Consider the following 24814-nt stretch of genomic DNA (forward strand, 5'->3'; position numbering starts at 1 on the left):
TTTGTGATGTAAAGGTACATGCAAGAATGGGGCGGGGTCAAATGCTTTGTGTTAAATGGAGACGCTAGATTAATTGGTAATTCGCATCTGTAACAGAATTATATTCAACTTACCTTGTCTTTTCATATACTTCCTTGTGCCATTCAGATGTTGCACTGAAACGACGATCGTTGCAGGCACCTGCGTTAAGCTTTTGTTAAACTGGACAGTGTAGCGATGAACGGTTAAAATCAATTAGGAATTACAAATTAGGAATTAGGAATTGGTTAGCCAGCTGTTATAAAAACCCCTACTGATAAGCAATAACATTGTTGGTGATTACGGTCCAGTATTTGCCTTATTGATACAATTACTATCAATTGATGCTCGTTCAAACGTAATTCCTAATTCTTAATTCCTAATTCCTAATTCTTACCTTCAGTACATGAACTACCTGGCCCACGCATATCTTTCTTTCAATGATCAGTCCCTGATAGTGGGCAATATGATAGCTGATTATGTGAAAGGCAAACACTGGCAGGAATACGATCGGGGTATTCAGCAGGGCATACAGTTGCACCGTGCGATCGATACATTTACAGATACGCACCCGGTGACACTGGCAGCCAGAGAATATTTCCAGGCATCCTGCGGACGATACAGTGCCGTCTTTATCGACATTGTATATGATCATTTCCTCGCTACTGATACCAGCATTTTTTCAGAACAATCCTTATCTGCTTTTACAAAACAGATATACCATACTGTTGCACAGCAACATGATATACTACCACCTGTATTTCAACAGGTTTTCCGGCACATGCAACAACATGACTGGCTGTATGGTTACCGGTTTATGGACGGTATTTATAAGAGCTTCAGCGGTATCGTACACCGGGCAAAATTCCTGGAAGTGACGGCTGATGCGCCATTTGAAGTACTTAAACAGCATTATGACGAACTGGCTGATCATTACAGAACATTCTTTCCTGAATTGGTCGCATTCGTTAAAACATACCCGCATTAAATCGTAGGTTTGCACATATTTTGTAACAAACTGAATTGATAGCCAACAATGAAATGTTTACTTCGCTTAATGCTGCTTACCATTATAGCAGGTCTCACCAGCCTGACCACCAATGCCCAGGACAAAAAGATGCCGCCTCTCGATGCGAGCCCTATGGACATGGCATACTATCCGGTAATGTATCCCTATGTAGTAAAGGTGAAAGGTGAACCCGGCGCACTTGTGGCACGTGTTATATATAGCCGTCCGCAGAAGAAAGGAAGAAAGATCTTCGGCGAACTGGAAGCTTATGGCGAAATCTATCGGCTGGGCGCCAACGAGGCTACTGAAATAGAATTCTATCGCCCTGTTAATATCGGTGGTAAAAACATCCCTAAAGGCCGTTATACCATGTACGCGATATTAGGCGAACAGAAATGGACCATGATCGTAAACCGTGAAACGGATATCTGGGGCGCGTTCAAATACGACGAAAAGAAAGACGTGGCAAGAGCAGAGGTACCTGTTGTAAAGCTAAGCACACCTGTTGAACCCTTCAGCATCGTGTTCGAAAAAGCAGACTATGGCGCTAACCTCGTAGTTGCCTGGGATACTACCAGTGTAAGCCTGCCTATCAAATGGTCAGACAAAGCACCTGCTACCGGTAAAAAGAAATAACAAAAAGCAGTTCATATAAAAATCAAGAGAGCGGGAGTATGCACTTCCGCTCTCTTTGTTTTTAGTAATAAAATAGGCGGTAAGATTACCGCCCACGAATTTTAACCATATCCTATGAAAAACCTTTTCAAATGTAGTTCGAATAACTGCGCGGAAACTACGGTTTCGGCTGAGTGAACAAATTTTGTTCGTGAAAGTGGCGATTTCATCCGTAAAGTGATTTCTGAAAGCGATTAAGGACAAAAACAGCCACCATGGCCCGTATTTATACTTCAGTCTGCACCTGCGTAGATCTACTTATTTGTATTTTTTTTTATCTGATTTGATACATAACACCTTGTACAAATAAAGGAGCGAACCGGCGCCGGAATGCGGGAATTAGTACCTTTGGAGCTGTCGAAAAGAATCGTCTAAATACTAAAATATTTCAGGAATGAAGCTGGGAACTAAACTTATACACGCAGGCGTTACCCCTGATCCTTCAACCGGGGCAATCATGACCCCGATCTTTCAGACGTCCACGTATGTGCAGAACGCACCGGGCGACCATAAAGGATATGAATATGCCCGCACGCAAAACCCCACCCGTGATGCGTTACAGAATGCACTGGCAGCCATCGAAAACGGCAAATACGGTATTTCCTTTGGTAGTGGTCTGGCTGCTACTGACGCAGTCATGAAACTGCTGCAACCTGGCGATGAAGTCATTGCCTCCAACGATCTCTATGGCGGCACGTATCGCATATTTACCAAGATATTCGAACGCTACGGCATTAAGTTCCATTTCATTGGTATGCAGGACGCCGAAAACATCCGGCAGTATGTCAACAAAAACACAAAACTGCTCTGGATAGAAACACCGACCAATCCGCTGCTGAATATCATTGATATCGCCGCCAGCGCAAAGATTGCAAAGGAAAACAAGCTGCTGCTTTGTGTAGATAATACCTTCGCCTCTCCATACCTGCAAAACCCACTGGACCTGGGCGCAGATATCGTCGTACACAGCGCTACCAAATATCTCGGTGGTCATAGCGATGTGGTACACGGCGCAATTGTGGTAAAAGAAGAAGCACTGGCAAAACAACTCTATTTCATACAGAACAGCTGTGGCGCAGTACCTGGTCCGCAGGACTGCTTCCTTGTATTACGCGGACTCAAAACCCTGCACGTACGTATGCAGCGTCATTGTGAAAATGGCGCTGTTATCGCACAGTTCCTTCGCCAGCATCCGAAAGTGGCCAAAGTGCATTGGTGCGGATTCGAAGATCATCCAAACCATCACATCGCCAAACAGCAGATGAGAGGCTTCGGCGGTATGATCTCTTTCACCCTGAAAGATGACAGCCAGGAAGCTGCCTTTAAAGTACTGAGCGGCACCCACCTGTTCTCCCTCGCAGAATCGCTGGGAGGAGTGGAGTCGCTCATAGGACACCCGGCCAGTATGACTCATGCCTCTATTCCCCGCGAAGAAAGGATCGCCAACGGACTGGTAGATTCCCTGATCCGATTGAGTGTAGGTATTGAAGATGCAGAAGATCTGATCGCCGACCTGTCCAAAGCCATCGGATAACAAGATCAACAGACAATATTCCTCATGCAGGAACCAACGCTATTTACCCAGGCGTTTGTTCCTGCATCCTTTTTTATGCTATACTAACCCCACACCAACCATACTCTGCCATAAGTAATTCGCTGTCAAATGACTAAAAAAGGCAAAAAAATGCTTCTTACTCAACACTATGCGGCCTAAGAGTGTATAATTAACATGCTTTTAAATACTAAACCAATGAGTCTGGAAGCCTTGTTGACCGGTACTTACAACAAAATATACTCACAAATACTCATTATCAATTAACTATAATATATAATCCGTTATCTATATAAATTGATATAGTATGAACATCTTTGCTTATTTTTCGGGCAGCCAGAGTAATGCACTCCCGACACAATCAGCACAAAACCGAGCAGACCATTATGAGATTTGACCAACTGAAGGCCTTTCTGGACGCGAAAGCAGCGCAATACAACAATCCTGACTTTATACCAGGCGACCCGATAAGCATACCGCATAGGTTTACCCAACTTCAGGATATCGAAATTTCAGGTCTGTTTGCAGCCATACTGGCCTGGGGCAACCGTACCACCATCATCAATAAGTGTACGGATCTCCTGAAGCTGATGGACGATGCACCCTATGACTTCATCAAAAACCATAAGCCCAGAGAACGGATGAAACTCCTTCAGTTCTGCCACCGTACTTTCAACGGGGTAGACCTGATGTACTTTGTCGAGTTCCTCCAGGGCTATTATAATGACATTACTTCCCTGGAATTCGCTTTCAGTGGCCACATCACCCCGGAAGACGATACCATCGAAAACGCGCTGCGCGGGTTCCATCATATGTTCTTCCTACCGGAGCACCCTGAACGTACACGTAAACATATTTCCACTCCTGCGAGAAATTCTGCCTGTAAAAGATTGAATATGTACCTTCGCTGGATGGTGAGGAAGGACGAAAATGGCGTGGATTTTGGATTATGGGAACATATCCAGCCATCGCAGTTAGTATGTCCTGTGGATGTGCATGTAGGCAGAGTGGCCACCAGACTAGGTTTGATTCCTGCCGCTAAATCCGACTGGAAAACGGCAATCGCCCTTACCGAGCAACTCAGGCAGCTGGACCCACTGGACCCGGCGAAATACGACTTCGCATTGTTCGGCCTGGGAGTAATTGAAAAGTATGTTTAATAAATATAGCGCAATGATGAAGCGATTTTTGGTGTCAATGGCAATGGGCGCCGTGCTGGCACTTCCGGCAACAGCCCAGAATCAGGAAGAAAAAAGAGATTATATCGACCTTGCCTACAATTTTCAGAAAGGCCAGCAGTTTGAACTGAAACAGGAAAGCCGCAGTGAGACATACACGACCGTAGACGATATTATGCAGCGTGTTTCCCGCGATTTCAACAACAGTATCAGTATCCAGGTGTCAGATGTGGTATCCGGACATCTCTATCTTGAATTCAGGTATAAAGAACTGAAATTCAACTTCAATGCTAAAAATCAGAACATCCTGGTAGATGCCGGTGTTCCTAATGATAAAGAACCTTTCCAGGCGGCCCTGAAAAGCATCATCGACCATCCGTTCACTGTCGATATCTCCAATTCCGGCTTTATCAATAAGATCACCGGTCTGGATGAACTGCTGGATAAAGCCTCCGCTACCTTCTCCAATCTGAAGGAAGACGAAAGAGAAGCATACAAGAAACTGATGAAAGACCAGTTTGGAACAGCCGCTTTCCGCACCTGGCTGGAACAACTGCTGGTGATCTACCCGGTACGCAGTATCAAGACCGGCACCCGCTGGGAAGAAACCGTACCTATCCGTACCGGACTGGTAGGAGATATAGACCTTTACTGGAACCTGCAAACCTGGGACGCCCAGACGGCTAAGATCTCCGGTACTGGTAAAGTACATACTAATAAAGTAGAGACATTCACGATTGAAGACGGTATTACTGCAACCGCAGAAGTAGACGGCGATATCATGACCAACTACCTGATTGACCGCAATACCGGCTTACCCAGCATCTGTGCACAGAATATGGAAATGAATGGTACGTATACCTATAAGGCCAACAAAGCCAAACGTATCAAGAAAGACATCAAGGTGCCGGTGAAGATAGTCACCAACTCCTCCTACAAGATCAAACAAATGAAATAATACATAAAAAGGTCCGCTAACCGCGGACCTTTTTATTTTTGTGCTGTATGACGCAATTACTTCCGGAAACGGCCCAACAGATATCAGCTGATGCCGGTCTGCCAATGATCGCCGGTATGACCTACGATCAGCTGGAAGAGACCCTGGCTGAAAAGCTTGAACAGCTGATCAGTTCCGACTTTCAACAATTTGTGCTGCTGCTGTATAAAATAGATGTCTCTGAATTCAGTATCCGGCAGGTACTGGAGGCTGACCTGACACCCGGCGTTTATAGAAAGATAGCCGCACTGCTGATAGAAAGACAACAGGAAAAGATCCTTTCCCGCAAAAAATATAGCCAGCCTCCTCCCGATGACGGAGAGGAGAAATGGTAAACCCGATTATTTATTGAACATCAGTTCCCGCACTTTCTCCTTGTCTTCTTTTTCCTTTTCCAGATCAAAGCTGGTACCGAATATATAATCCCATATACTGGAACTTACACCAAAGCCCTTCTCGTCACCTTTATAATGGTGCAGATGGTGGTTACGCCATAATGGTTTCAGGAACTTCGCCGGCGGATTCCATGCATGGATCGCATAGTGCATACTGCCATAAATCAGGTATCCCAGCATGAACCCAGGAAAAAACATAAAAGTATACTCCCTGAGAAAAACGTACTGCGCACTGAAGATAACCGAGGCCAGGATCAGACTGGGTACCGGCGGCATGAACAGCCGTTGTTTGTCACGCGGGTACTCATGGTGATTACCATGCATGACATAAATAAATCGCTTTACCCGCTGGTTTTCGCTACTGAAATGGAACAGATAGCGATGCATCAGGTATTCAAATAAAGTCCAGAAAAACATCGCACCCAGAAAAACAGTCACCACACGGGTAATACTGAATCCTAATGTGTCATAACTGTAAAATAGCATGTAACCGATGATGGGGATGTACATCGCCCAGATAACCAGGGGGTGTGTTTTGGTGAGCATCTCCAAATACCTGCTTTCAAATAATCTCGCCTGTCCCTTGTTCTTAATCTTATCAAACTTCATAACTCCTTTATTTAATGCAAATAAGTGCTTAAACGAATGACATGTTGGTTTCCTAATCTGTTCTAACTTATGCCGAAAAATTGCTGCCGCGAATATTATGCCGATCTTATGCATTTGACGGGTATGTGAATATCTAATTGCGTCCATCAGAAGACCGGAGGGGGTAAATGGGGTACTGATAGATACGGTGCTAACTTTCTTTATTGATTGGTAAACATACCTGTCCGTAATGTCCGTTTGTCATGAGATGACACCGTAATTTATCGATTTTCCCTAAGCTACCTTCACAAATTCTCAGATAAATCTGCACAGTGTATTTACCATATCAACAGGCAACATCTTACATATATCAGATTAAATGATCAATGGTCCGACCAAACTGTCCCTGATAATAAACGCCTGCTACCACAATCTCCCCTATAATCACCGCCTGATTTATCCGGCAACAATCCATCCAAAGCGTGTACCTCAGAAGTTAATTCTTAATTGCCCTATATTTACAAATCATACAACCAGAACCAACTACTTATTATGAAACTTGTTAGTTATCTACGGGATGAAGCTGACCACCTGGCCATTTTAATCGGCGATAAATTGTACAACACGCAGGACCTGCACCCCAATCTGCCTGGTAACATGCAGATGTTTTTACTCTCCTGGGAAGAAGTAATAGACCTGGCCCTCGAAATTGATGCACAGCTGAAAGCCGGAAAACACATAGGTTCCGCCACCCCGATCCCTTACAATTCAGTGGAAATACTGGCGCCCGTTCCCGCGCCTACATCCTGCCGCGATGGTTATGCGTTCAGACAGCACGTAGCAGCTGCAAGACGTAACCGTCGTGTAGACATGATCCCTGAATTTGATCAGTATCCGATCTTTTATTTCACCAACCATAATGCGATACAAGGCCCCGGCGATGTATTGTGTATGCCTGACCACTTCGATAAACTGGACTTCGAACTGGAAGCAGCAATTGTTATCTGCAAATTCGGTCGCAACATACCGGCAGCTGAAGCAGACAACTATATCGGTGGCTTTATGATCATGAACGACATGAGCGCCCGCACCTTACAGATGGAAGAAATGAAGCTCAATCTGGGTCCGGCCAAAGGCAAGGATTTCAGTACCGTCATTGGCCCTATGCTGGTCACACCAGACGAACTGGAACACCTCCTCATTCCGGCAAAACCAGGCCATACCGGCAAAAACTATAACCTGAAAATGACCTGCCGTGTAAATGGTGTGCAGGTAAGTGAAGGTAACATGGGCGATATGGACTGGACCTTTGCAGAAATTATCGAACGTTGCGCATATGGCGCTAATATCTATCCGGGTGATGTAATAGGCAGCGGTACCGTAGGCACCGGCTGTTTCCTTGAACTGAACGGCACGGGTAAACGTGAAAATCCTGATTACCAGGAACAATGGTTACAACCAGGCGATGTAGTGGAAATGGATATCGACGGACTGGGTACACTGACAAATACAATTGTGGCAGAAGAAACAGACTTCTCTATTCTGCAATTGAAAAAATAATAAGACCACATGCAAATCATTCCAGGACAGCTGCCAACAGCAGCGCTACAGGGATACCTGCAGGGTGCTGTTGCTCCCAGACCCATTTGCTTTGCCAGCACCGTTGATAAAGAGGGGAGACCTAACCTGTCGCCCTTCAGCTTCTTTAACATCTTTGGCAGCAACCCGGTTACACTGATCTTTTCCCCTGCCCGCAGGGTACGCGATAATACGACTAAACACACGCTGGAAAATATCCTGGAAACAATGGAAGTGGTCATCAATGTGGTGAACTATTCCATGGTACAACAGGCATCTCTTTCCAGCTGCGAATACCCAAAGGGGACAAACGAATTTGAGAAGTCCGGATTTACTCCCATAGCTGCTGAAAAAGTAAAACCTTTCCGCGTCAAAGAAAGTCCGGTTCAGTTTGAGTGTAAAGTGAAAGAAGTACTGACACAAGGTACAGAAGGCGGCGCAGGAAACCTGATCATCTGCGAAGCGGTAATGATCCACATTAACGACGAGATCCTGAATGAAGCCGGTACTATCGATCCGCATAAGATTGACCTCGTAGCCCGTATGGGAGGGGATTACTACTGTCGTGCATCCGGCGCAGCAGTATTCGAAGTAGCCAAACCTAATACCTCACTCGGTATCGGTATAGATGCATTGCCGCTGTCTGTCAGACAAAGCAGCATCCTTACCGGTAACAACCTCGGACAACTCGCCAATGTACACGTACAGCCGGAAATAGATCCCGCATTTGAAGATGATCATCTGAAGAACATCTTTCAGTACTACAGTATCACGCCTGATGAAATGGAAAAAGAACTCCATCGTCATGCGCAGCAATTACTGGAAAAAGGACATGTACAGGAAGCCTGGCAGGTGTTACTCGCCGGTGCGCAATAACTATGTATACACGCAAAGACAAATAAAAAAGCCTCGTATCAGTGATACGAGGCTTTTTCATAAATCGTTCAGCAATCCTTATTTGCTGCTGGAGCTGCTGCCGAATACTTTCTTCAGCAGGTCAGTTGTTCTTGCAGCCGGATTAGCGCGGATATTGGATTCCTCTTTCGCGATCTGGTCAAACAGCGCAGTTACTGCCATACCTGTTACATAGTCCTGTAAATCAGGATTTGCCTTGTTAAAGGTAGTTGGCAGCTTGTTGTACGCGTTAACGATATCGCCATAATATTTTGTAGCGCTGGTGCTATCCAGTGAACCTTTCACCACCGGAGAGAAAGCCGCTTTCAATTTGTCAGTTGTTTTGCCTTTGAAATACTCAGTAGCGGAGTTGTTACCACCGGATACCAGTTTCAGGGCGTCAGTGATGCTCATTTCTTTGATCGCATCCACAAAAATCGGCGCTGCATAACCTACCGCTTTTTCAGCAGCACGGTTGATAGACAGGATCGCCTTATCTACCTGCGCTCCCATACCCACACCACGGAGGGTATTACCGATTTTTACCGCATCTGGCGGAAGCAGCATTTTATAAAGTTCGTTTCCGAAGAAACCGTCAGTTTTGTTCAGATTAGCGATACCATTTGCTACACCTTTCGCCAGCGCTTCTTTGATTGCGCTGCCTGCTTCACCTTGAGTAACATTGGATGTTCCGGTTTTGGAAGCTGCACTGCTTGCCGCTTCACCTAATTTCTTCAGCAGCTGTGCCTGGGTAGCGGGCACGAAAGCTATACCTGATAATAATAGAACGCATAGTTTCTTGTACATAGACTGGATTGTTGTGGTTTTATATGCAAAATAGTAACAATATTTAGAAGCGCTACTATAAAGTTAGAACAAAAAGAACCCGCCAGGTTTAATGGAGGGACAAGCGGTATTTATTCATGTATTGCCAGCATGGGAATATGCGTATGGAATGCCAGCTGAGCCGTACGACTGCGTTTGAAGATACTTTCAAACAATCCGTGTTTACGGGGGATCGTAATGATCAGATCGGCTTTTTCCCTGTCCGCAAACTCCATAATACCCTGTACAACATTCGAATGGTCAATGAAATGATATTTGGGATGAAGTCCTTCCAGCAGGGTATCCAATAGCAAACTGGCTTCCGGTGTATCACTGGCAAGTCCTTTTCCTTCCTTGTCGATATTCAGCACATGCAATTCTCCCTGGAACACGTTCAACAGTCTTTTCAGGGGATAAATCGGCGTACCGGTGCCCACTTTTTTGAAATCGCAGGCAAAAACGATCCTTTTTATCGGCTGAAAGGAAACATTGGAAGGGATGATCATAACAGGGCAGGAGGTATGTTTCACCACATCGATGGTATTGGACCCGATCAGGATCTCTTCCAGCTGGCTACCGCCGGTAGTACCCATGATGATCAGATCAGCCTTTTCTTCTTTGCTGAGATCTTCTATGCTGGCCGCCAGCAAATTATTATCCGCCCGGTAGTCCAGTTCCACACCACCCGGTAATACCGGCAGCAGATCCTGTTTCATATGTTCCAGTCCTTCCAGACTGGCCGCTTTCAGCTCATTAGGATCTACCATGGGGATGGAGGTCGGCACATCGGGGATGGGCACGATCAGTTCGTAAGCATGGTAAAGCAAAATACGGGCGGTACCCATCTGTGCTGCCAGTCCCAGTGCATAACGGGCGGCATTATAGGCAGTAGCGGAAAAGTCTGTAGGTACGATGATGGTTTTCATCCTGTGTATGTTTTAAAGCTGATGAATCCCTGATTGGGGGCCTCATACATAATGAAAATTTGATGCCAAACCCGTGTTTCGCTCATTTACCCTTTAAATCGACTATTTTTGCACTCCAATTATTGTAATCAGTACACATGACACAATTATCCGAGCAAGAGATCATACGCAGGGAGAAACTGCAGGAACTGGAGAAACTGGGCATCAACCCTTATCCGGCGGAAAAATATCCGGTGAACAATACAGCTGCCAATATAAAGGCCCTGTATACGGAGGAAACCAAAGACCAGTTCCAGGATATATGTCTGGCTGGCCGTATTATGGCTGTACGTGACATGGGTAAGGCGGCTTTTGTGAAGTTACAGGACCATACTACACAGATGCAGCTGTACATTCGTCGTGACGATATCTGCAATGGCGATGACAAGACAATGTTCGACGTCGTATTCAAGAAATTACTTGATCTGGGCGATATTATCGGTGTGAAAGGTTATGCCTTCATCACCAAAACCGGGGAATTATCTATCCACGTTACCAAACTGGATGTCCTGGCTAAATCTATCCGTCCGTTACCGGTGGTACGTGAGAAAGAAGGAGAAGTGTTTGATGCCGTAACTGATCCGGAGTTCAAATACCGTCAGCGTTACGTAGACCTGATCGTGAATCCGCAGGTGAAGGAAGTTTTCATCAAACGTACCCGCATCATGCAGACCATCCGTGATTTCTATAACGACCTGGGTTACCTGGAAGTAGAAACACCTATCCTGCAGCCTATTCCTGGTGGTGCTACCGCACGTCCGTTCACCACACACCATAACGCGCTGGATATTCCTTTATACATGCGTATTGCGAATGAACTGTACCTGAAACGCCTGATCGTGGGTGGTTTTGAAGGTGTATATGAATTTGCGAAAGACTTCCGTAACGAGGGTATGGACCGTACCCACAACCCGGAATTCACCGTAATGGAAATGTACGCTGCGTACAAAGACTACGAGTGGATGATGGATACCACCGAAACCCTCCTGGAAAAGATCGCGATTGCCCTCCATGGTACTACCGAAGTAACAGTAGGTGAAAAAGTGATCAACTTCAAGGCGCCTTTCCGCAGAGTAACCATGTATGAAGCGATCCTGGAACATACCGGTATCGATGTGAGCAACATGGATGAAGATCAGCTGCGCGCTACCTGTGTACAACTGGGTATCTATGTGAAACCTAGCATGGGTAAAGGCAAACTGATTGACGAGATCTTCGGCGAGAAATGTGAACACCACTACGTACAGCCTACCTTTATCACCGATTATCCGGTGGAAATGAGTCCGCTGACCAAAAAGCACCGTAGCAAACCAGGTCTGGTAGAACGCTTCGAACTGATGGTAAACGGTAAAGAGCTGGCAAACGCGTACAGTGAGCTGAACGACCCGATCGATCAGCGCGCCCGCTTCGAAGATCAGGTGAAACTGATGGAACGTGGTGATGACGAAGCCATGTACATCGACTACGACTTCCTGCGTGCACTGGAATACGGTATGCCGCCAACCTCGGGTATCGGTATTGGTATTGACCGTCTGACCATGATCATGACCAATCAGCCGTCCATCCAGGATGTACTGTTCTTCCCTCAGATGAAACCTGAGAAAACAGCATAATACTTTGATTACCATGCAACCACAAGCCGGTTGCTGACCATATAAACGGGACGTTCTCTGGAGCAGAGAACGTCCCGTTTTACATAAAGACCAGTTGAAGTCCGCATCAAGTCCACCTCATGTCCATTGGAGCTTCATTGTCAATACATTACATTGCTCTACCTTTGGCCTAAACCCAAGCGGTATGAAAGCACTCATTCCTACCAGGATCGCCGTCATCCTCTACGGCATCGTTATCGCCTTATTTGGCCTGATTCACTTTGTACATGCGGATATAATGGTGGCGGCAGTACCTATACCCGGCGGAAAGATCTGGTTATATATTACCGGACTGGCATTACTACTGGCGGGTATCGCTTTCATCATCAACCGTTATGTGCGGTTAGCCGGTTACCTGCTGGCATTTTATATTTTCCTGGTCATCCTGTTGGTGCATACACCACATGCGTTTGAAGACCTGACTTCAATGACCATGTTAATGAAGGACGTCGGACTACTGGCAGGCGCTATCCTTGCCGGCAATACCGGAAAATAGCTGCTTTACTCCACCCATCCGTAATTTCAGACTGAGCTTTTCTTTATTTAATTATTTTAGCTGTTTCTTACAACAATAGCTAAACTATGCATACAACACGTTACGGGTCAGTGTGTTTCACCGCACTGAGCCTGCTCGGTCTGAGTCTGCAGGCACAGGACAAAAAAGATCTTACGTTCCGGCAGATATTCAAAGGAGAGGCAACCGGCCTTTATCAACCACTACCTAATATCAAAGGATGGGCAGATGACACCCATTACATCCAGTATCGTACAGACGGAGGCGCTTCGAAAGCATGGAAAGTAGAGGCAGCCACCGGCAAATCCGAGCCTTATGTAACACCTCCGGAAGGTGCTACGGTAGAAGTGCACAACAATGACGTCATCTATACTTCTCCGGAAGGACAGCAAACTCAACTTACCAGTGATACCGCTCAGGAGCGAAACCCAACACTGTCTCCTGATGGCAAATTCGTGGCCTTCACCCGTGGCAATGACCTGTATGCGATAGAAATCAGCACTAAAAAAGAGATCAGATATACGACTGACGGCTCTGACGTCATCTATAACGGTTGGGCATCCTGGGTATACTACGAGGAAATCCTGGGTCGCGCTTCCAGATACCGCGCTTTCTGGTGGAGCCCTGACAGCCGTTATATCGCCTATATGCGCTTTGACGACTCAAAAGTACCTGTGTTTCCTATTTATAGTGAAAAAGGACAGCACGGTTACCTGGAAAACACCCGCTACCCTAAAGCTGGTGATACCAACCCTGCTGTGAAAATAGGTACCGTAGCTGTTGGCGGTGGCGCTACCCTCTGGTCTGACTTCAATGAAAATGAAGATCAGTACTTTGGCGCACCATTCTTTACACCGGAAGGACGCCTCTGGGTACAGTGGATGAACCGTGGTCAGGATAACCTGAAGATCTATGAGATCGATCCTGCTACCGGCAAAAAGAAGGAGATCTATGATGAAAAACAGAAAACCTGGATCGACTGGTATGACGCTATTCCATTCCTGGCAGGCAGCAAGGGTTTCATCCTCAGAAGTGATAAATCCGGCTGGGCTCATCTGTACTGGCACAATATGGACGGTACCCTCAAGAAACAGCTGACTGACGGTAACTGGACCGTAAAAGATATCCGTTCGATTGACAACAAACAGCAACTGATCTATTTTACCGCCCGTAAAGAGGCTTCTCCGCGTACCGATCTGTACCAGGTAAGCCTGAAAACCGGTGTTATCACCCGGCTGACTTTCGGCGATTATATGCACACGGTGGATGTAAGTCCGAATGGCAGCTACTTCATCACTACCTATTCCAACCTGGCTACGCCACCACGTACGGCCCTGCTGAATAACAAAGGAAAGGTGGTCCGCGAACTGGGCGACGCCAAAGGCAGTCAGTTTGATCAATACAACCTGGCAACGACCAGATTACAGTATTATAAGACCCGTGACGGCCTGGAACTGCCTATGACGATCACGATGCCTTTACACATGGAACAGGGCAAAAAATACCCTATTCTGATCAGTATCTATGGCGGTCCGGACGCAGGTAACGTATATGACACCTGGAAGATGCCACTGACTACCCAATGGTGGGCAGAAGAAGGCGTGATCCAGGTAGCGATTGACAACCGTAGCTCTGGCCAGCTGGGTAAGATGGGTATGAATTATATACACCGTCAGCTGGGTAAACATGAAATCGAGGATTATATGGACGCGGCAATCTGGCTCAAATCGCAGCCCTGGGCAGACCCAACCAAGGTTTGTATGACAGGAGGCAGTTTCGGTGGTTATATGACCTGTATGGCCCTGACTTATGGCGCCGATGTGTTTACGCATGGAATGGCCAATTTCGCGGTAACGGACTGGCGTTTATATGACAGCCACTATACCGAGCGCTATATGGATACCCCGCAGGAGAATCCTGAAGGCTATCGTATCACGTCTCCGATCACCTATGCGGATCGTTATAAGGGGCTGATCCGTATCGTACATGGTACCATGGACGATAACGTACACATGCAGAACAGTATGCAGCTGGTGGACAAACTGGAGAACCTGAACAAACATTTTGAGTTCATGGTATATCCGGGTGAGCGTCATGGCTGGAGAAGTGTCAAGTCGCTGCACAGCGATAACGAGGCATACCGTTTCATCTACCGCAACCTCCTGGAGCGTCCTTTCCCTGAGAGCTTCACGAAGTAATTACGCTGTAAATAGCTTTTTATACGGCTGGTTGGCTTATGCTGACCGGCCGTTTTTATTATCTGTAAGCGCTGAAAAGGGGGTATTGCGTTCAACCCTGGTCTTTTTCCGGTGAACGTATGAATTTTCCGGTTTAACGTTTCGGACGCTAAACGGCTGAAAAGGGGCAAAAGCAGGGTATGCTACAAGAAATCATGCCTTGGGCAATGTCAGCAGTAAGATAGCATGTAAGAAGGATAAATGCAGGAGGAGTGGGAGTTTCTGGAAAAAGAAACGGGGCTGCAAGACTACAGCCCCGAAAAATTTTAACCATATCTTTATTGAAAAACCTGAACCAAAGGTGCGCGTATTTTGCATATAGGCAAAGGGCATTCTAGTGAATGCTATATTTTAGTTGGGGAACGTATAGAAAAAGAAGGTGAACGTATAAGGATCTGCGGGTGAAAAAATACCCATTTTCAGGGGGTGTTTTTTATGTTTTTATTGATTATAAGCATATTAGCTCAAAAGAAGGGGTAAAGGGGGTAAAACCGGCTTTAAATGTAGAAGGGCGGTAAGAATACCGCCCTTGTAATAATTTTAACCATATCCTATGAAAAACCTGAACCAAAGATATAGCAGGCCCACATGTAGTAACCTCCCATTTCCGTGAACGTTATATTTTAGTTCGTAAACTGGTCAGTTTGGATAGGTCAGCCATCATATGCTAAATATTATCATATTATATTAAAATATAATTGTATTTCTTGTATATATAATAGTGAATATAGTATCAAGGAGTTAGCTTTTTAGCCGATTTTTAGGCCATTTGCCACTGCCTTGTCTGGTTGGAGTAAGATTACCTCCTTATCATTCCCATAAACACCTAAAACCAGGCATTCGGAAAAGAAGTTTGCAATCTGCTTTACGGGAAAATTAACAATGGCAACGATCTGTTTGCCAATCAGCTCTTCCTGCTGATACAAGGTAGTGATTTGTGCGGAGGAACGTTTAATGCCCAGCTCGGGGCCAAAATCTATGGTCAACTGATAGGCAGGGTTCTTTGCTCTCGGAAAATCGGCTGCTTCTATAATCGTTCCTACTCTGATCTCTACTTTTTCAAAATCTGCCCAGTTGATTGTATCCATAGTGATAAATCTATGAAAATTAACAGAATAAAAAAAGGGCAGGTAAGACTACCGCCCAATAATTTAAACCATATCCTATGAAAAACCTGCGCAAATATATTCCACTCATAAGTACCACAAAACCACCATTTGGTGAAAACACCTAATTTCCCGTGTGAATGCATCGAAATACAGCATATGTACAACAGATGTATTTAAGTTATTATATCATAAAAAAACCTTCTACCTCCACATACTTAATGGCATGGTTCTTGCGTTTTTATAGAGACAAAATTTTAGGTTAAAAATAGGTTAAAGCGAAACGGCCCGACATTGTATCATACAATGTCGGGCCGTTGTCGTCAGGGCCTTTCAGCCAATATCTTATTGCATCATCGTGCTGTCCTGGATTACAAACGGACCACTCGGATGCAGTATGGTATAATCACTGAAATCCTGGTTGGATTCCAGTCCGGTACCATATAAAGTGTCAGTTACCGTACTGATACGCACTGGTTTATTAGAAAGGAACTTCTGCTGCTTGGAATCCCAGTTCAGTTCTTCACAATCGAGTCTTTCTCCTTTCTTATTGATAACCACCACATGATCTTTCAGGAAGACGTTGGCGTCGTTTTCGAAGTATTTGCCATAACGGGCAGTCAGTGTACTCTCTACGCCGAGGGTGTCATTGTAAAACAGCACTTTAAGCCCGGTATTGAATTCTACGAATACCGGCGGCTTCAGATGCCTGAGCATAGTAGGAGCTGTCAGCTTGGCCTTTACACGACCAGTCTGGCTGTACATGGACTCGATATCCTTACCCTCCTCTACGGCGGCCAGTTGTTTGTCCATGTTCATAATGGCATTGATGTCATTTTCACAGGCTACGATTGTCAGCAGGGAAAAGAACAACGCGATGCGCGCTATAATGTTATTCATAATACTGATTAAAGATTGCCTGTCCGGGCATTTTCGGCCCCAAATGTAGATAATCCCCGGCAAAAGAGGAACGAAGCCCGTGGATGGCTTACGCTTCCCCGGTGGATAGATTCCTGAAATGTCCGTTCAGCTTCACCCTGTCCTTCAATCTTTCCATTTCCGCCATCAGGGGGATCACCTTCAGTAAATGACGCTTCAGATACTCCAATCGCTGTAATTCCTGGAAGAGATGCAGTAATTCATATTCTTCTGTCAGGGAAAGTCCTACATGATGTGCCATGTCGTAAGAAGATAAAGCTTCGTCTTCCTTCTGGAAATTCTTGTTGATCTGGAGAATACTGTGCAGTTCTCTCATCGCATGTACCACCTGGGCATGTAACCGTGCATTGCTACTGAACTGGTTATCAGGATAACTCACAATGGCGCCTGCAAACATTTTATCGGGGATACTTTTGATCACTTCCAGTATCCGGAATACTTTAATACCACGCGTTACTACATCCAGCTCACCATTGTCATATGTTTTTTCAATCCTGATGATCTCTACCAGTGTTCCGTACTCCGCCACGCGCCTGTCCACCACAGATGGAATACCGAAAGGCTTGTTTTCAGCGATACATTCTTTTATAAGCTGTTTATACCTTGGCTCAAAAATGTGCAGATTCAGCTGCTCATCCGGGTATACTGCGATGCCAAGTGGGAATATGGGAATAAAATTGGTCATACAAACCTAAATTATAGAATTACTCGTTACCAATGAAATATATAAAGATGTTATCTATATTTGCCCGATATGCTGAAAACCAGGACTATGCGGGCCTTAAGACCTTCAGTATCAAGTTAAACATTTTCCATGCATCATATATTGTTTGATTGCGAGACAATGAAATATGCCAATACAGGACTCTATGAGTATTGTAAACAGTTTGGCCATGCATTGCTCCGCAACAAAGCTGAAGACGAGAAAATTACCTATTACGTTCCTTCCGGCCTGAAGGGTTTCTTCGGAGAAGAACACCAATATATCACGATCAGCAAACTGCACCGTTTAATGATGCCTTCATTTTCTTATCTGGATATCTGGCACACTTCCTTTCAGTCGACGCATTACCGGCCTTCCAACAAGAATATCGGACACGTACTTACTATTCACGATCTGAACTTTATTCATGAAAAAAAGAACCCTAAAAAGGTAGCCTCTGTTCTGAAAAAAGTACAACGGAATATCGACAGCGCTGATCATGTAGTTACAATCTCAAAATTTGTACTGGAAGATGTAAAGCAACATCTTGATCTGCGCAATAAACCTGCAAGCGTAATATACAACGGTGGCGTACTGGAAACCTTTCCTGGTTTTGATACACCGGAATACCGTCCTCAGCGTCCTTTTATCTATAATATCGGTAGTATAGACGCAAAGAAAAACGCGCATGTACTGCCAGCGCTTTTAATAGGTAATGAGTACGAACTCGTCATTGCGGGCCCTGTTTTTGACGAAGAATATAAAAGAAAGATCCTTGGCACCGCTGCACAATACGGTGTAGAAGATCGTGTTAAAGTAATCGGCAGTATTTCCAATAAAAGCAGGTACTGGTATTACCATCATTGCACGGCATTTGCATTTCCTTCACTGGCAGAAGGTTTTGGGCTGCCGGTAGTGGAAGCTATGAGCGAAGGCAAGCCCTGCTTTCTTTCTGACAGAACAAGTCTGCCGGAAGTAGGAGGACCACTGGCTTATTATTTCCATGACTTCACTGACACTGCCATGCAAAAAACCTTCGCAGAAGGTATGGCCCATTTTAACGCAACCATGCCTGGCGCAGCAATGAAAGCACATGCAGCATCATTGAACCTGGACAATACTGCAAGGAATTACCTGCAGATATATCGTAGTCTGTACTAACTTATTTTTTATGCATCGCATCGGAATAGACCTAGAAAAACTAAAATATCCTCATAACGGTTTGTATACATTCTGTGTACAACTGGGACAACGTTTGCTGCAATTCAAAACAGCAGATGAACAACTGTTATACTACCTGCCTGATACATTCGATCACTACAAAGGAGATTTCAAAAAGATCCCTTACAAATGGTACGACCGTTATATGTTCAATGCACCGGAAATGGACATCTGGCATGCCGTTCACCAGAATGGAAATGTATGGCCGAGAAAGAAAGCAAAGAAGACGATCGTCACTATACACGACCTGAACTTTTTGTTTGAACCCAACAAAAGTGATCGTGAGAAAAAAAACGCTCTAGATGCCATTCAAAAACAGGTAGATGAAACAGATCATATCGTTGCGATATCTGAGTTCACGCTGAAAACAATTCATGAACATCTGCAGATTCCTGACAACAAATGCAGTATCATTTACCAGGGTTCTGAGATAAAGGAATTTCCTGGCTTTGATGCACCTACATACCGGCCATCAGCGCCATTCCTGTTCTCTATAGGCATGATATTGCCCAAGAAGAATTTCCATGTATTACCACGACTGCTGGAACACAACGATTACGAATTACTGATTGCTGGAAAAACACAGGGAGATTATGTAAAACGAATAGAAGAGGAGGCTGCCAAATTCGGTGTATCCGATCGCGTTAAAATGCTGGGCAGCATCACAGATGAAGAGAAATACTGGTACTATAAAAACTGTGCCGCATTTATGTTCCCTTCCGTTGCAGAAGGCTTTGGTGCACCGGTGGTAGAAGCGATGCATTTTGGCAAACCCGTATTCCTGTCAGACCGTACAAGTCTGCCGGAAATAGGAGGGGACGCCGCGTATTATTTTAAAGATTTCGATAACGAATATATGCGTGGCGTATTCGAAGCAGGGATGCAACATTATGCGACGAATCAGCCTGTAGAAAAAATAAAACAACACGCTGTAAAATTCAGCTGGGATACCAACGCAAGAAAATATATGGAGCTGTACAGAAGTCTGTACTGACATAAAAAATCAACCGGCAACAGCAGTATGTAATAACTGTGATTGCCGGTTGTATTGATCAGATAAGTTTGTAGTTCCTGTAGTCAAACAAACGCTTTCCTGTTATCTTCTCTACCCAGTACAGGACAGTGTCTTTAAACGACATTTTCTTCCTGCTGATATCATGCGAGAACTGCCAGTTCTTCTGATGAATGCGCTCCTGCATAACACCGGGATGCGTACCTTTGAATACCGCCAGTGAATCTACCTCACCATAGTCAAATGCATCTGCTGATACCGGTCCGTTTACTTCCGTTTCATTTGATCCATGATACATCTGAAATGAGTTATTCACCTTCTGCGCCTGTACCTTTGGATCTTTCACCCAACCATAATGATACATGCGTGCATTTACCGGTTTTACATGCAGTTTCTGGCCTTCTTTTCTGAAGCCCTGTGCATCGCGGTAAGAAGAGATACGTTTGTCATTACGGATGATCCTGATCTCGTTCTGATACCATGTTCTTGAATCTCCGATATAGTCATAGCTACCAAAAAAATGCGTGTATCTGAACAGCAATCCTTCGACGCGTTTATCATCACGGTATTGCTGCATGGCAGTACGGATAGCATCGTAATCCTGCTCATGCACCACTTCATCTGCCTGTATGTAAAAAGCCCAGTCTGATTCTGCACTTACATGTGCGTATGCTTTGTCCGTTTCTACAGCCAGTATACGTCCGCCTTCTTTCAGTGAATCATCCCATACAGAATGAAAGATTTTGATCTTAGGCGATCCGATAGACTGGATCAGTTCAAGTGTACCGTCTTCGCAGTTGCCTACACTGACAATCACTTCATCGCATAGCGGCAGGATAGATTTTATCGACGCCACTACAGGATAATCATATTTAACGGCATTCCGAACAAAAGTGAACCCGGATACTTTCATATAGACAGATATATATTGTTTGCGAAGATATATAATCATTGCGAATTGTTTAATTTCGGAGCATGCAACCCTCGCTCATCAATGGCTTACTGAATGGAGATATCAGATCCCTGGCAAGAAGTATTTCGCTTGCTGAAAATGAGTCTGCCGGCTATGAACGCCTGCTGGAAGATCTTCCGGCACAACAGACGACCCGGGTGATTGGTATTACCGGCCCTCCGGGTGCAGGCAAAAGTACCCTGGTTAATTCTCTGATAACATTTCTGCTGCAACAGCAGAAACGTATTGCGATCATTGCAGTAGATCCTTCTTCGCCATTCAACTATGGTGCATTACTGGGAGATCGTATCAGGATGTCGGAGCATTTTGGCAATGAGAACGTATTCATCCGTTCTATGGCCAGCAGGGGAGCATTAGGAGGTTTAAGTCCTAAGATCATTGAGGCAAGCGATCTTATAAAGGCAGCAGGATTTGATTACCTGTTTATTGAAACAGTGGGAGTGGGGCAGAGTGAGGTGGAAATCGCCGGTATTGCAGATACGACCATTGTTGTTGTTGTACCCGAAGCAGGAGATGAGATACAGACGATGAAAGCAGGACTGATGGAGATCGCAAATATCTTTGTGGTCAATAAAGCGGACAGGGATAATGCAGATGAATTTGTAAAAAATCTGCGCATACTTGCACATACCCGGCAAAAAGAAAACTGGGAAATTCCGGTACTAAAAACGATCGCTACAAAAGAGGAAGGATTACAGGCGCTGGTAGCAGCCATTGATGCACATCAGCAACAGCTAACCGGCAACCGTACACACCATGCATTATTACTGGCAGAGAAAGCGTATCAGTTATTGCAGCACCGCCGTATGCAGGATGTAAGCCGTCGTACACTGCAACAACAGATTACACAGGAATTAGCCAGCGGCACATTTAACCTCTACCGCTTTGTCAATACGCTTGCATAAGCATACATGTGATGCACTGTACCACTAAGAACCTAAGATATCGTATGCGCGGCTATCTTTCTTTTTGCTCAGCAGGAACACCATCGCATAAGCAGCCGTACAAGCACAGATCACGGGCAATAACGCATGGAGCGCATGTGTAGTTTCTATCGCAAAGAGGATAGGAGCGATCAGTACCCGGTTACCTGCCGCAAACATGGCCGACATACCCACCAGTGCCGCTACGGTAAAGTTGAGATGTAATGCGGGAAAAGCGAATTGCAGCAGGAAGGTAATAAAGAGTCCGGCTGCACCACCGGCAATAACCAGGGGCGTCATCGCACTACCAGGTATCCCTCCGCCGATACAGATGCTCAGCAGTAGCAGTTTTCCTATCATCATCACCACAAGAAATTGCAGGGTAATCCGGCCCAATAACAGGCTATCGATATGCTCATATCCACCACCTGCTAATTCGGGCTTAAAATAGCCCGTAATGCCCACGATAATCGCCACGACTACCGGCCACCATAATTGATCAAAAGGAAGGCATTTAAATAGCTTTTTTGCCCCATTTGTCATTCTCCTGGTCAGCATACCCAGTAAACCGACCAGTATGCCGGTGCCGGTATATACCAGTAACATCGGAAAACTGGCTGCCGGTATGTCCGGTGTAAGAAAAACAGGGTCTGTTCCTATCAGGCAGTAACGGCAAAGCAAACCGGTTCCACCTCCCAGTACTATTGCCACAATACCTATCCAGCTCAGTTCTATCACCAGGAGTTCAATAGCCAGTGCTACAGCCGTCAGGGGAGCGCCGAAAAGGAAGGCCAATCCGCTGGTCATACAGGCTGCTGCCAGTATCCGTTTTTTCTGCCTGGAACGCTTTTCATGCGCTGCGATCGCAAAGGGCATATCAGCAAGCGGTCCTTCCAATCCAAGGGGAATACCTGAATTGATCAATAAAATTCCCTGAAATGGCCTTAACATCCGTTTTGTGCCGTCTCCTGCGTAATACAGTATACCACGCGTCAGCAGGGCAATAACAACCGGTGCAGACAGCAGCAGCCAATCTCTTTCATCCAGGTCCCTGGATACACCAGGAAGCCCGCTATAAGTCGGAATTCTATTCATGACGGAGATCAATCCAAACAGCAGGAAGGCGGTCGCTGCGGCAAGTAGTAATGCATACAGGAACAACAGGGGTAGGTGTCTGTTTCCGATGGGGTTTTCAGACAGTGGTTTGTGCAGTCCGGCAGTATCCATCAGGGGGATGCCTTCTTTTACAAAGGCCCGGATATTCTCTCTCATTTAAGATGATTTTTTAAATGTTCAATATACGTATATCCATGTATTACTGTATACTATCTTTTTGCTGTCCGATTTACAAGTATAAACAACAATAGATGGTCCACCGCATAATTTGCGTATATAAGATGTTAATCCGATGTTAAGAAATAACTATACTCCATAGGTACGTTATTAATAAGTTTAATTTATTAATTAATGATATTACAAAGATTAGTCTTATTACTACTTATTTGAGTTATCCACTTTAGCTGTGGTAAATGAGATGTTAAAAATTTGACCAGTTTAACACCATTCTTACATTTGTGGCCTACCATTGATCCATTATCTGATAATTTGATTTTCATATTCTATGACCTTAAAAGTATAGACTATCATGGACGTTGCTATCTTTGACACCTACGTGAAGCGCCGTGAAGGCGGCTATATGCACTTTGACATTATAGTATCCGCTGATACCAATTATGAAAACGTGCTAACCTTCGGAAACGCATATCTCAAGTCAAAATCAATTGAAAAACAATCTGTCTCTTCCAGGGACTGTAGATTCTGTCATGTACAGGAAGTGATTCCTATATGGGAACAAAACATCCGGCAGCATGGCTACCATATCTACGAACTGGAAGGCTGCAGATAAAAGATATATACCACTAAACCGTATCCTAATCAAACGCAAAAAAGGAGGTCTGGCGTAATGCCGGACCTCCTTTGATTTATAAAGAGTTTATACTTTTATGCTGTGCGGTTATTCCTCCAGTACCTGAATCCCAGTATGGCGATGATGATCAGCGGCGTCGCTGCCAGCATCAGGATACCGTTATTCAACCCTTTCGCCGGACCTTCACCCAGCTGCTGAGCTGTTTTCGTACAAAGAGAGCACTGTGCCATTGCCTGTACACTGAAGCATAAAATGATCGCTAAAATCTGCGCTATCTTTTTCATAAGGTAAAATTAAGCATTCTTGCTATTTCCTCACTACCATTCGTCAATAGTACGGAGAGATCATTACATACACCACTACGCCTGTTACAGCCACATAAAACCAGATAGGCCAAGTATAACGGGCAATCTTTTTATGTCTTTCAAAGTCCGCCTGAAAACCACGAAGCAATGTAAACAGTACCAATGGTACGATTACCGCAGCCAGTACGATATGTGTCAGCAGAATGAAGTAGTAAATACCCGCACTACCACTGATCGCTGCCTTTTCAGCTGCATCTACGACGTGGTTATGGTCCACATCGCCATATTTGGTGCTTTCAGTAAAAAAGTGAAACGTCACATAAGACAGCAGAAATACTGATGACAATGCCACTGCAATCAGGTTACTCACCTTATGCGCTTTAGTCTGTCCTCTTTTGATAAAGTAAAGACTCGCAAGCAGCATGACCGCTGTAGCGGAATTAAGCACCGCATGAAAAAGCGGCAGTATCTGTACATTAAATCCTGCTTCGATATTTGGCCTCGGCAGGTAGAAGAGGATGGCTACAAGTACCGGTATCACAATCGAAATGATCGCGATAGGCAGATTAAGATTTTTGTTTTTTATATCCATTGCGGTGTTAGGTTTTGCCTGAATGTAAAAAGTGAA

Annotated in this window: 25 protein-coding genes; 15 read left to right on the plus strand and 10 right to left on the minus strand. The window is 45.0% G+C overall.

The window, feature by feature from the left end:
- Positions 1-424: 424 nt before the first annotated feature.
- The 6 genes from CPIN_RS02405 (at position 425) to CPIN_RS02430 (ending at position 5764) form a co-directional block, all read left to right on the plus strand.
- The gene (locus CPIN_RS02405; protein ID WP_012788166.1) at positions 425-1006 is read left to right on the plus strand and encodes an acyl carrier protein phosphodiesterase; all 582 of its coding nucleotides are present in this window, start codon (positions 425-427) and stop codon (positions 1004-1006) included.
- Between the two features lie 48 nt (positions 1007-1054).
- Positions 1055-1663 (plus strand): DUF2911 domain-containing protein, encoded by a 609-nt coding sequence (locus CPIN_RS02410; RefSeq protein ID WP_044217690.1) that lies wholly within the window; start codon positions 1055-1057, stop codon positions 1661-1663.
- Between the two features lie 433 nt (positions 1664-2096).
- On the plus strand, positions 2097-3236 hold the full coding sequence (locus CPIN_RS02415; RefSeq protein ID WP_012788168.1) for a cystathionine gamma-synthase: 1140 nt from the start codon (positions 2097-2099) through the stop codon (positions 3234-3236).
- A 404-nt stretch (positions 3237-3640) separates the two neighbouring features.
- Positions 3641-4414 (plus strand): TIGR02757 family protein, encoded by a 774-nt coding sequence (locus CPIN_RS02420; RefSeq protein WP_012788169.1) that lies wholly within the window; start codon positions 3641-3643, stop codon positions 4412-4414.
- Positions 4415-4427: 13 nt separating this feature from the next.
- Positions 4428-5390, plus strand: coding sequence for a DUF6263 family protein (locus CPIN_RS02425; protein ID WP_148230493.1), 963 nt, complete (start codon positions 4428-4430; stop codon positions 5388-5390).
- Between the two features lie 47 nt (positions 5391-5437).
- A complete protein-coding gene (locus CPIN_RS02430) occupies positions 5438-5764 on the plus strand; it encodes a hypothetical protein (RefSeq protein WP_012788171.1) in 327 nt (108 codons plus the stop codon).
- A gap of 6 nt (positions 5765-5770) precedes the next feature.
- On the opposite strand, the gene CPIN_RS02435 is transcribed toward CPIN_RS02430, so the two are convergent.
- Positions 5771-6433 (minus strand): sterol desaturase family protein, encoded by a 663-nt coding sequence (locus tag CPIN_RS02435; RefSeq protein ID WP_012788172.1) that lies wholly within the window; start codon positions 6431-6433, stop codon positions 5771-5773.
- Between the two features lie 531 nt (positions 6434-6964).
- Here CPIN_RS02435 and CPIN_RS02440 point away from each other — a divergent pair.
- Together CPIN_RS02440 and CPIN_RS02445 are read left to right on the plus strand one after the other, a co-directional pair.
- A complete protein-coding gene (locus CPIN_RS02440; RefSeq protein ID WP_012788173.1) occupies positions 6965-7972 on the plus strand; it encodes a fumarylacetoacetate hydrolase family protein in 1008 nt (335 codons plus the stop codon).
- A gap of 9 nt (positions 7973-7981) precedes the next feature.
- The gene (locus tag CPIN_RS02445; protein WP_012788174.1) at positions 7982-8866 is read left to right on the plus strand and encodes a flavin reductase family protein; all 885 of its coding nucleotides are present in this window, start codon (positions 7982-7984) and stop codon (positions 8864-8866) included.
- 78 nt (positions 8867-8944) lie between these two features.
- Here the strand turns inward: CPIN_RS02445 and CPIN_RS02450 are convergent, their stop codons facing one another.
- Together CPIN_RS02450 and CPIN_RS02455 are read right to left on the minus strand one after the other, a co-directional pair.
- Positions 8945-9691 (minus strand): DUF4197 domain-containing protein, encoded by a 747-nt coding sequence (locus CPIN_RS02450; protein WP_012788175.1) that lies wholly within the window; start codon positions 9689-9691, stop codon positions 8945-8947.
- 110 nt (positions 9692-9801) lie between these two features.
- Positions 9802-10635 (minus strand): universal stress protein, encoded by an 834-nt coding sequence (locus tag CPIN_RS02455; RefSeq protein ID WP_012788176.1) that lies wholly within the window; start codon positions 10633-10635, stop codon positions 9802-9804.
- Between the two features lie 137 nt (positions 10636-10772).
- Here CPIN_RS02455 and lysS point away from each other — a divergent pair, with 137 nt between their 5' ends.
- The 3 genes from lysS to CPIN_RS02470 all read left to right on the plus strand — a co-directional run bounded on the left by lysS (position 10773) and on the right by CPIN_RS02470 (position 15038).
- Positions 10773-12287: a lysine--tRNA ligase gene (gene lysS / locus CPIN_RS02460; protein ID WP_012788177.1), complete on the plus strand. Its 1515-nt coding sequence runs from the start codon at positions 10773-10775 to the stop codon at positions 12285-12287.
- A 184-nt stretch (positions 12288-12471) separates the two neighbouring features.
- Positions 12472-12822, plus strand: coding sequence for a DoxX family protein (locus CPIN_RS02465; protein WP_012788178.1), 351 nt, complete (start codon positions 12472-12474; stop codon positions 12820-12822).
- A gap of 86 nt (positions 12823-12908) precedes the next feature.
- Entirely contained in the window at positions 12909-15038 is a 2130-nt protein-coding gene (locus CPIN_RS02470) for a S9 family peptidase (protein WP_012788179.1), read from the plus strand.
- 788 nt (positions 15039-15826) lie between these two features.
- Here the strand turns inward: CPIN_RS02470 and CPIN_RS02475 are convergent.
- From CPIN_RS02475 to CPIN_RS02485, 3 genes are all read right to left on the minus strand, one after another.
- A complete protein-coding gene (locus CPIN_RS02475) occupies positions 15827-16165 on the minus strand; it encodes a tRNA-binding protein (protein ID WP_012788180.1) in 339 nt (112 codons plus the stop codon).
- A 363-nt stretch (positions 16166-16528) separates the two neighbouring features.
- The gene (lptC, locus tag CPIN_RS02480; RefSeq protein ID WP_012788181.1) at positions 16529-17083 is read right to left on the minus strand and encodes an LPS export ABC transporter periplasmic protein LptC; all 555 of its coding nucleotides are present in this window, start codon (positions 17081-17083) and stop codon (positions 16529-16531) included.
- An 88-nt stretch (positions 17084-17171) separates the two neighbouring features.
- The gene (locus CPIN_RS02485; protein WP_012788182.1) at positions 17172-17807 is read right to left on the minus strand and encodes an LON peptidase substrate-binding domain-containing protein; all 636 of its coding nucleotides are present in this window, start codon (positions 17805-17807) and stop codon (positions 17172-17174) included.
- 129 nt (positions 17808-17936) lie between these two features.
- On the opposite strand from CPIN_RS02485, the gene CPIN_RS02490 reads away from it, so the two are divergent.
- Both CPIN_RS02490 and CPIN_RS02495 read left to right on the plus strand, forming a co-directional pair.
- Positions 17937-18986: a glycosyltransferase family 4 protein gene (locus CPIN_RS02490; RefSeq protein ID WP_012788183.1), complete on the plus strand. Its 1050-nt coding sequence runs from the start codon at positions 17937-17939 to the stop codon at positions 18984-18986.
- Positions 18987-18996: 10 nt separating this feature from the next.
- Complete coding sequence (locus CPIN_RS02495; RefSeq protein WP_012788184.1) at positions 18997-20040, plus strand: glycosyltransferase family 4 protein; 1044 nt, start codon at positions 18997-18999, stop codon at positions 20038-20040.
- A 58-nt stretch (positions 20041-20098) separates the two neighbouring features.
- Here the strand turns inward: CPIN_RS02495 and CPIN_RS02500 are convergent, their stop codons facing one another.
- On the minus strand, positions 20099-21010 hold the full coding sequence (locus CPIN_RS02500; protein ID WP_245552075.1) for a glycosyltransferase family protein: 912 nt from the start codon (positions 21008-21010) through the stop codon (positions 20099-20101).
- 23 nt (positions 21011-21033) lie between these two features.
- Between CPIN_RS02500 and meaB the strand changes: the two genes are divergently transcribed.
- Positions 21034-21936: a methylmalonyl Co-A mutase-associated GTPase MeaB gene (meaB, locus tag CPIN_RS02505; protein WP_012788186.1), complete on the plus strand. Its 903-nt coding sequence runs from the start codon at positions 21034-21036 to the stop codon at positions 21934-21936.
- Between the two features lie 24 nt (positions 21937-21960).
- On the opposite strand, the gene CPIN_RS02510 is transcribed toward meaB, so the two are convergent.
- Positions 21961-23226, minus strand: a complete 1266-nt coding sequence (locus tag CPIN_RS02510) for a chloride channel protein (protein ID WP_012788187.1) — start codon at positions 23224-23226, stop codon at positions 21961-21963.
- Between the two features lie 373 nt (positions 23227-23599).
- On the opposite strand from CPIN_RS02510, the gene CPIN_RS02515 reads away from it, so the two are divergent.
- Positions 23600-23860, plus strand: coding sequence for a DUF2024 family protein (locus tag CPIN_RS02515; protein ID WP_012788188.1), 261 nt, complete (start codon positions 23600-23602; stop codon positions 23858-23860).
- A 95-nt stretch (positions 23861-23955) separates the two neighbouring features.
- Here the strand turns inward: CPIN_RS02515 and CPIN_RS02520 are convergent, their stop codons facing one another.
- Entirely contained in the window at positions 23956-24165 is a 210-nt protein-coding gene (locus CPIN_RS02520; protein ID WP_012788189.1) for a CAMCR motif-containing small membrane protein, read from the minus strand.
- 43 nt (positions 24166-24208) lie between these two features.
- Positions 24209-24778, minus strand: a complete 570-nt coding sequence (locus tag CPIN_RS02525) for a DUF420 domain-containing protein (protein WP_012788190.1) — start codon at positions 24776-24778, stop codon at positions 24209-24211.
- Between the last annotated feature and the right edge of the window lie 36 nt (positions 24779-24814).

Source organism: Chitinophaga pinensis DSM 2588 (assembly GCF_000024005.1).
In the GTDB taxonomy this organism is placed as follows: Bacteria; Bacteroidota; Bacteroidia; order Chitinophagales; family Chitinophagaceae; genus Chitinophaga; species Chitinophaga pinensis.

Coding starts and splice junctions, on each gene's coding strand:
- CPIN_RS02405 (WP_012788166.1), top strand. CDS start 425: ATGAACTACCTGGCCCACGCATATCTTTCTTTCAATGATCAGTCCCTG.
- CPIN_RS02410 (WP_044217690.1), top strand. CDS start 1,055: ATGAAATGTTTACTTCGCTTAATGCTGCTTACCATTATAGCAGGTCTC.
- CPIN_RS02415 (WP_012788168.1), top strand. CDS start 2,097: ATGAAGCTGGGAACTAAACTTATACACGCAGGCGTTACCCCTGATCCT.
- CPIN_RS02420 (WP_012788169.1), top strand. CDS start 3,641: ATGAGATTTGACCAACTGAAGGCCTTTCTGGACGCGAAAGCAGCGCAA.
- CPIN_RS02425 (WP_148230493.1), top strand. CDS start 4,428: ATGATGAAGCGATTTTTGGTGTCAATGGCAATGGGCGCCGTGCTGGCA.
- CPIN_RS02430 (WP_012788171.1), top strand. CDS start 5,438: ATGACGCAATTACTTCCGGAAACGGCCCAACAGATATCAGCTGATGCC.
- CPIN_RS02435 (WP_012788172.1), bottom strand. CDS start 6,433: ATGAAGTTTGATAAGATTAAGAACAAGGGACAGGCGAGATTATTTGAA.
- CPIN_RS02440 (WP_012788173.1), top strand. CDS start 6,965: ATGAAACTTGTTAGTTATCTACGGGATGAAGCTGACCACCTGGCCATT.
- CPIN_RS02445 (WP_012788174.1), top strand. CDS start 7,982: ATGCAAATCATTCCAGGACAGCTGCCAACAGCAGCGCTACAGGGATAC.
- CPIN_RS02450 (WP_012788175.1), bottom strand. CDS start 9,691: ATGTACAAGAAACTATGCGTTCTATTATTATCAGGTATAGCTTTCGTG.
- CPIN_RS02455 (WP_012788176.1), bottom strand. CDS start 10,635: ATGAAAACCATCATCGTACCTACAGACTTTTCCGCTACTGCCTATAAT.
- lysS (WP_012788177.1), top strand. CDS start 10,773: ATGACACAATTATCCGAGCAAGAGATCATACGCAGGGAGAAACTGCAG.
- CPIN_RS02465 (WP_012788178.1), top strand. CDS start 12,472: ATGAAAGCACTCATTCCTACCAGGATCGCCGTCATCCTCTACGGCATC.
- CPIN_RS02470 (WP_012788179.1), top strand. CDS start 12,909: ATGCATACAACACGTTACGGGTCAGTGTGTTTCACCGCACTGAGCCTG.
- CPIN_RS02475 (WP_012788180.1), bottom strand. CDS start 16,165: ATGGATACAATCAACTGGGCAGATTTTGAAAAAGTAGAGATCAGAGTA.
- lptC (WP_012788181.1), bottom strand. CDS start 17,083: ATGAATAACATTATAGCGCGCATCGCGTTGTTCTTTTCCCTGCTGACA.
- CPIN_RS02485 (WP_012788182.1), bottom strand. CDS start 17,807: ATGACCAATTTTATTCCCATATTCCCACTTGGCATCGCAGTATACCCG.
- CPIN_RS02490 (WP_012788183.1), top strand. CDS start 17,937: ATGCATCATATATTGTTTGATTGCGAGACAATGAAATATGCCAATACA.
- CPIN_RS02495 (WP_012788184.1), top strand. CDS start 18,997: ATGCATCGCATCGGAATAGACCTAGAAAAACTAAAATATCCTCATAAC.
- CPIN_RS02500 (WP_245552075.1), bottom strand. CDS start 21,010: ATGATTATATATCTTCGCAAACAATATATATCTGTCTATATGAAAGTA.
- meaB (WP_012788186.1), top strand. CDS start 21,034: ATGCAACCCTCGCTCATCAATGGCTTACTGAATGGAGATATCAGATCC.
- CPIN_RS02510 (WP_012788187.1), bottom strand. CDS start 23,226: ATGAGAGAGAATATCCGGGCCTTTGTAAAAGAAGGCATCCCCCTGATG.
- CPIN_RS02515 (WP_012788188.1), top strand. CDS start 23,600: ATGGACGTTGCTATCTTTGACACCTACGTGAAGCGCCGTGAAGGCGGC.
- CPIN_RS02520 (WP_012788189.1), bottom strand. CDS start 24,165: ATGAAAAAGATAGCGCAGATTTTAGCGATCATTTTATGCTTCAGTGTA.
- CPIN_RS02525 (WP_012788190.1), bottom strand. CDS start 24,778: ATGGATATAAAAAACAAAAATCTTAATCTGCCTATCGCGATCATTTCG.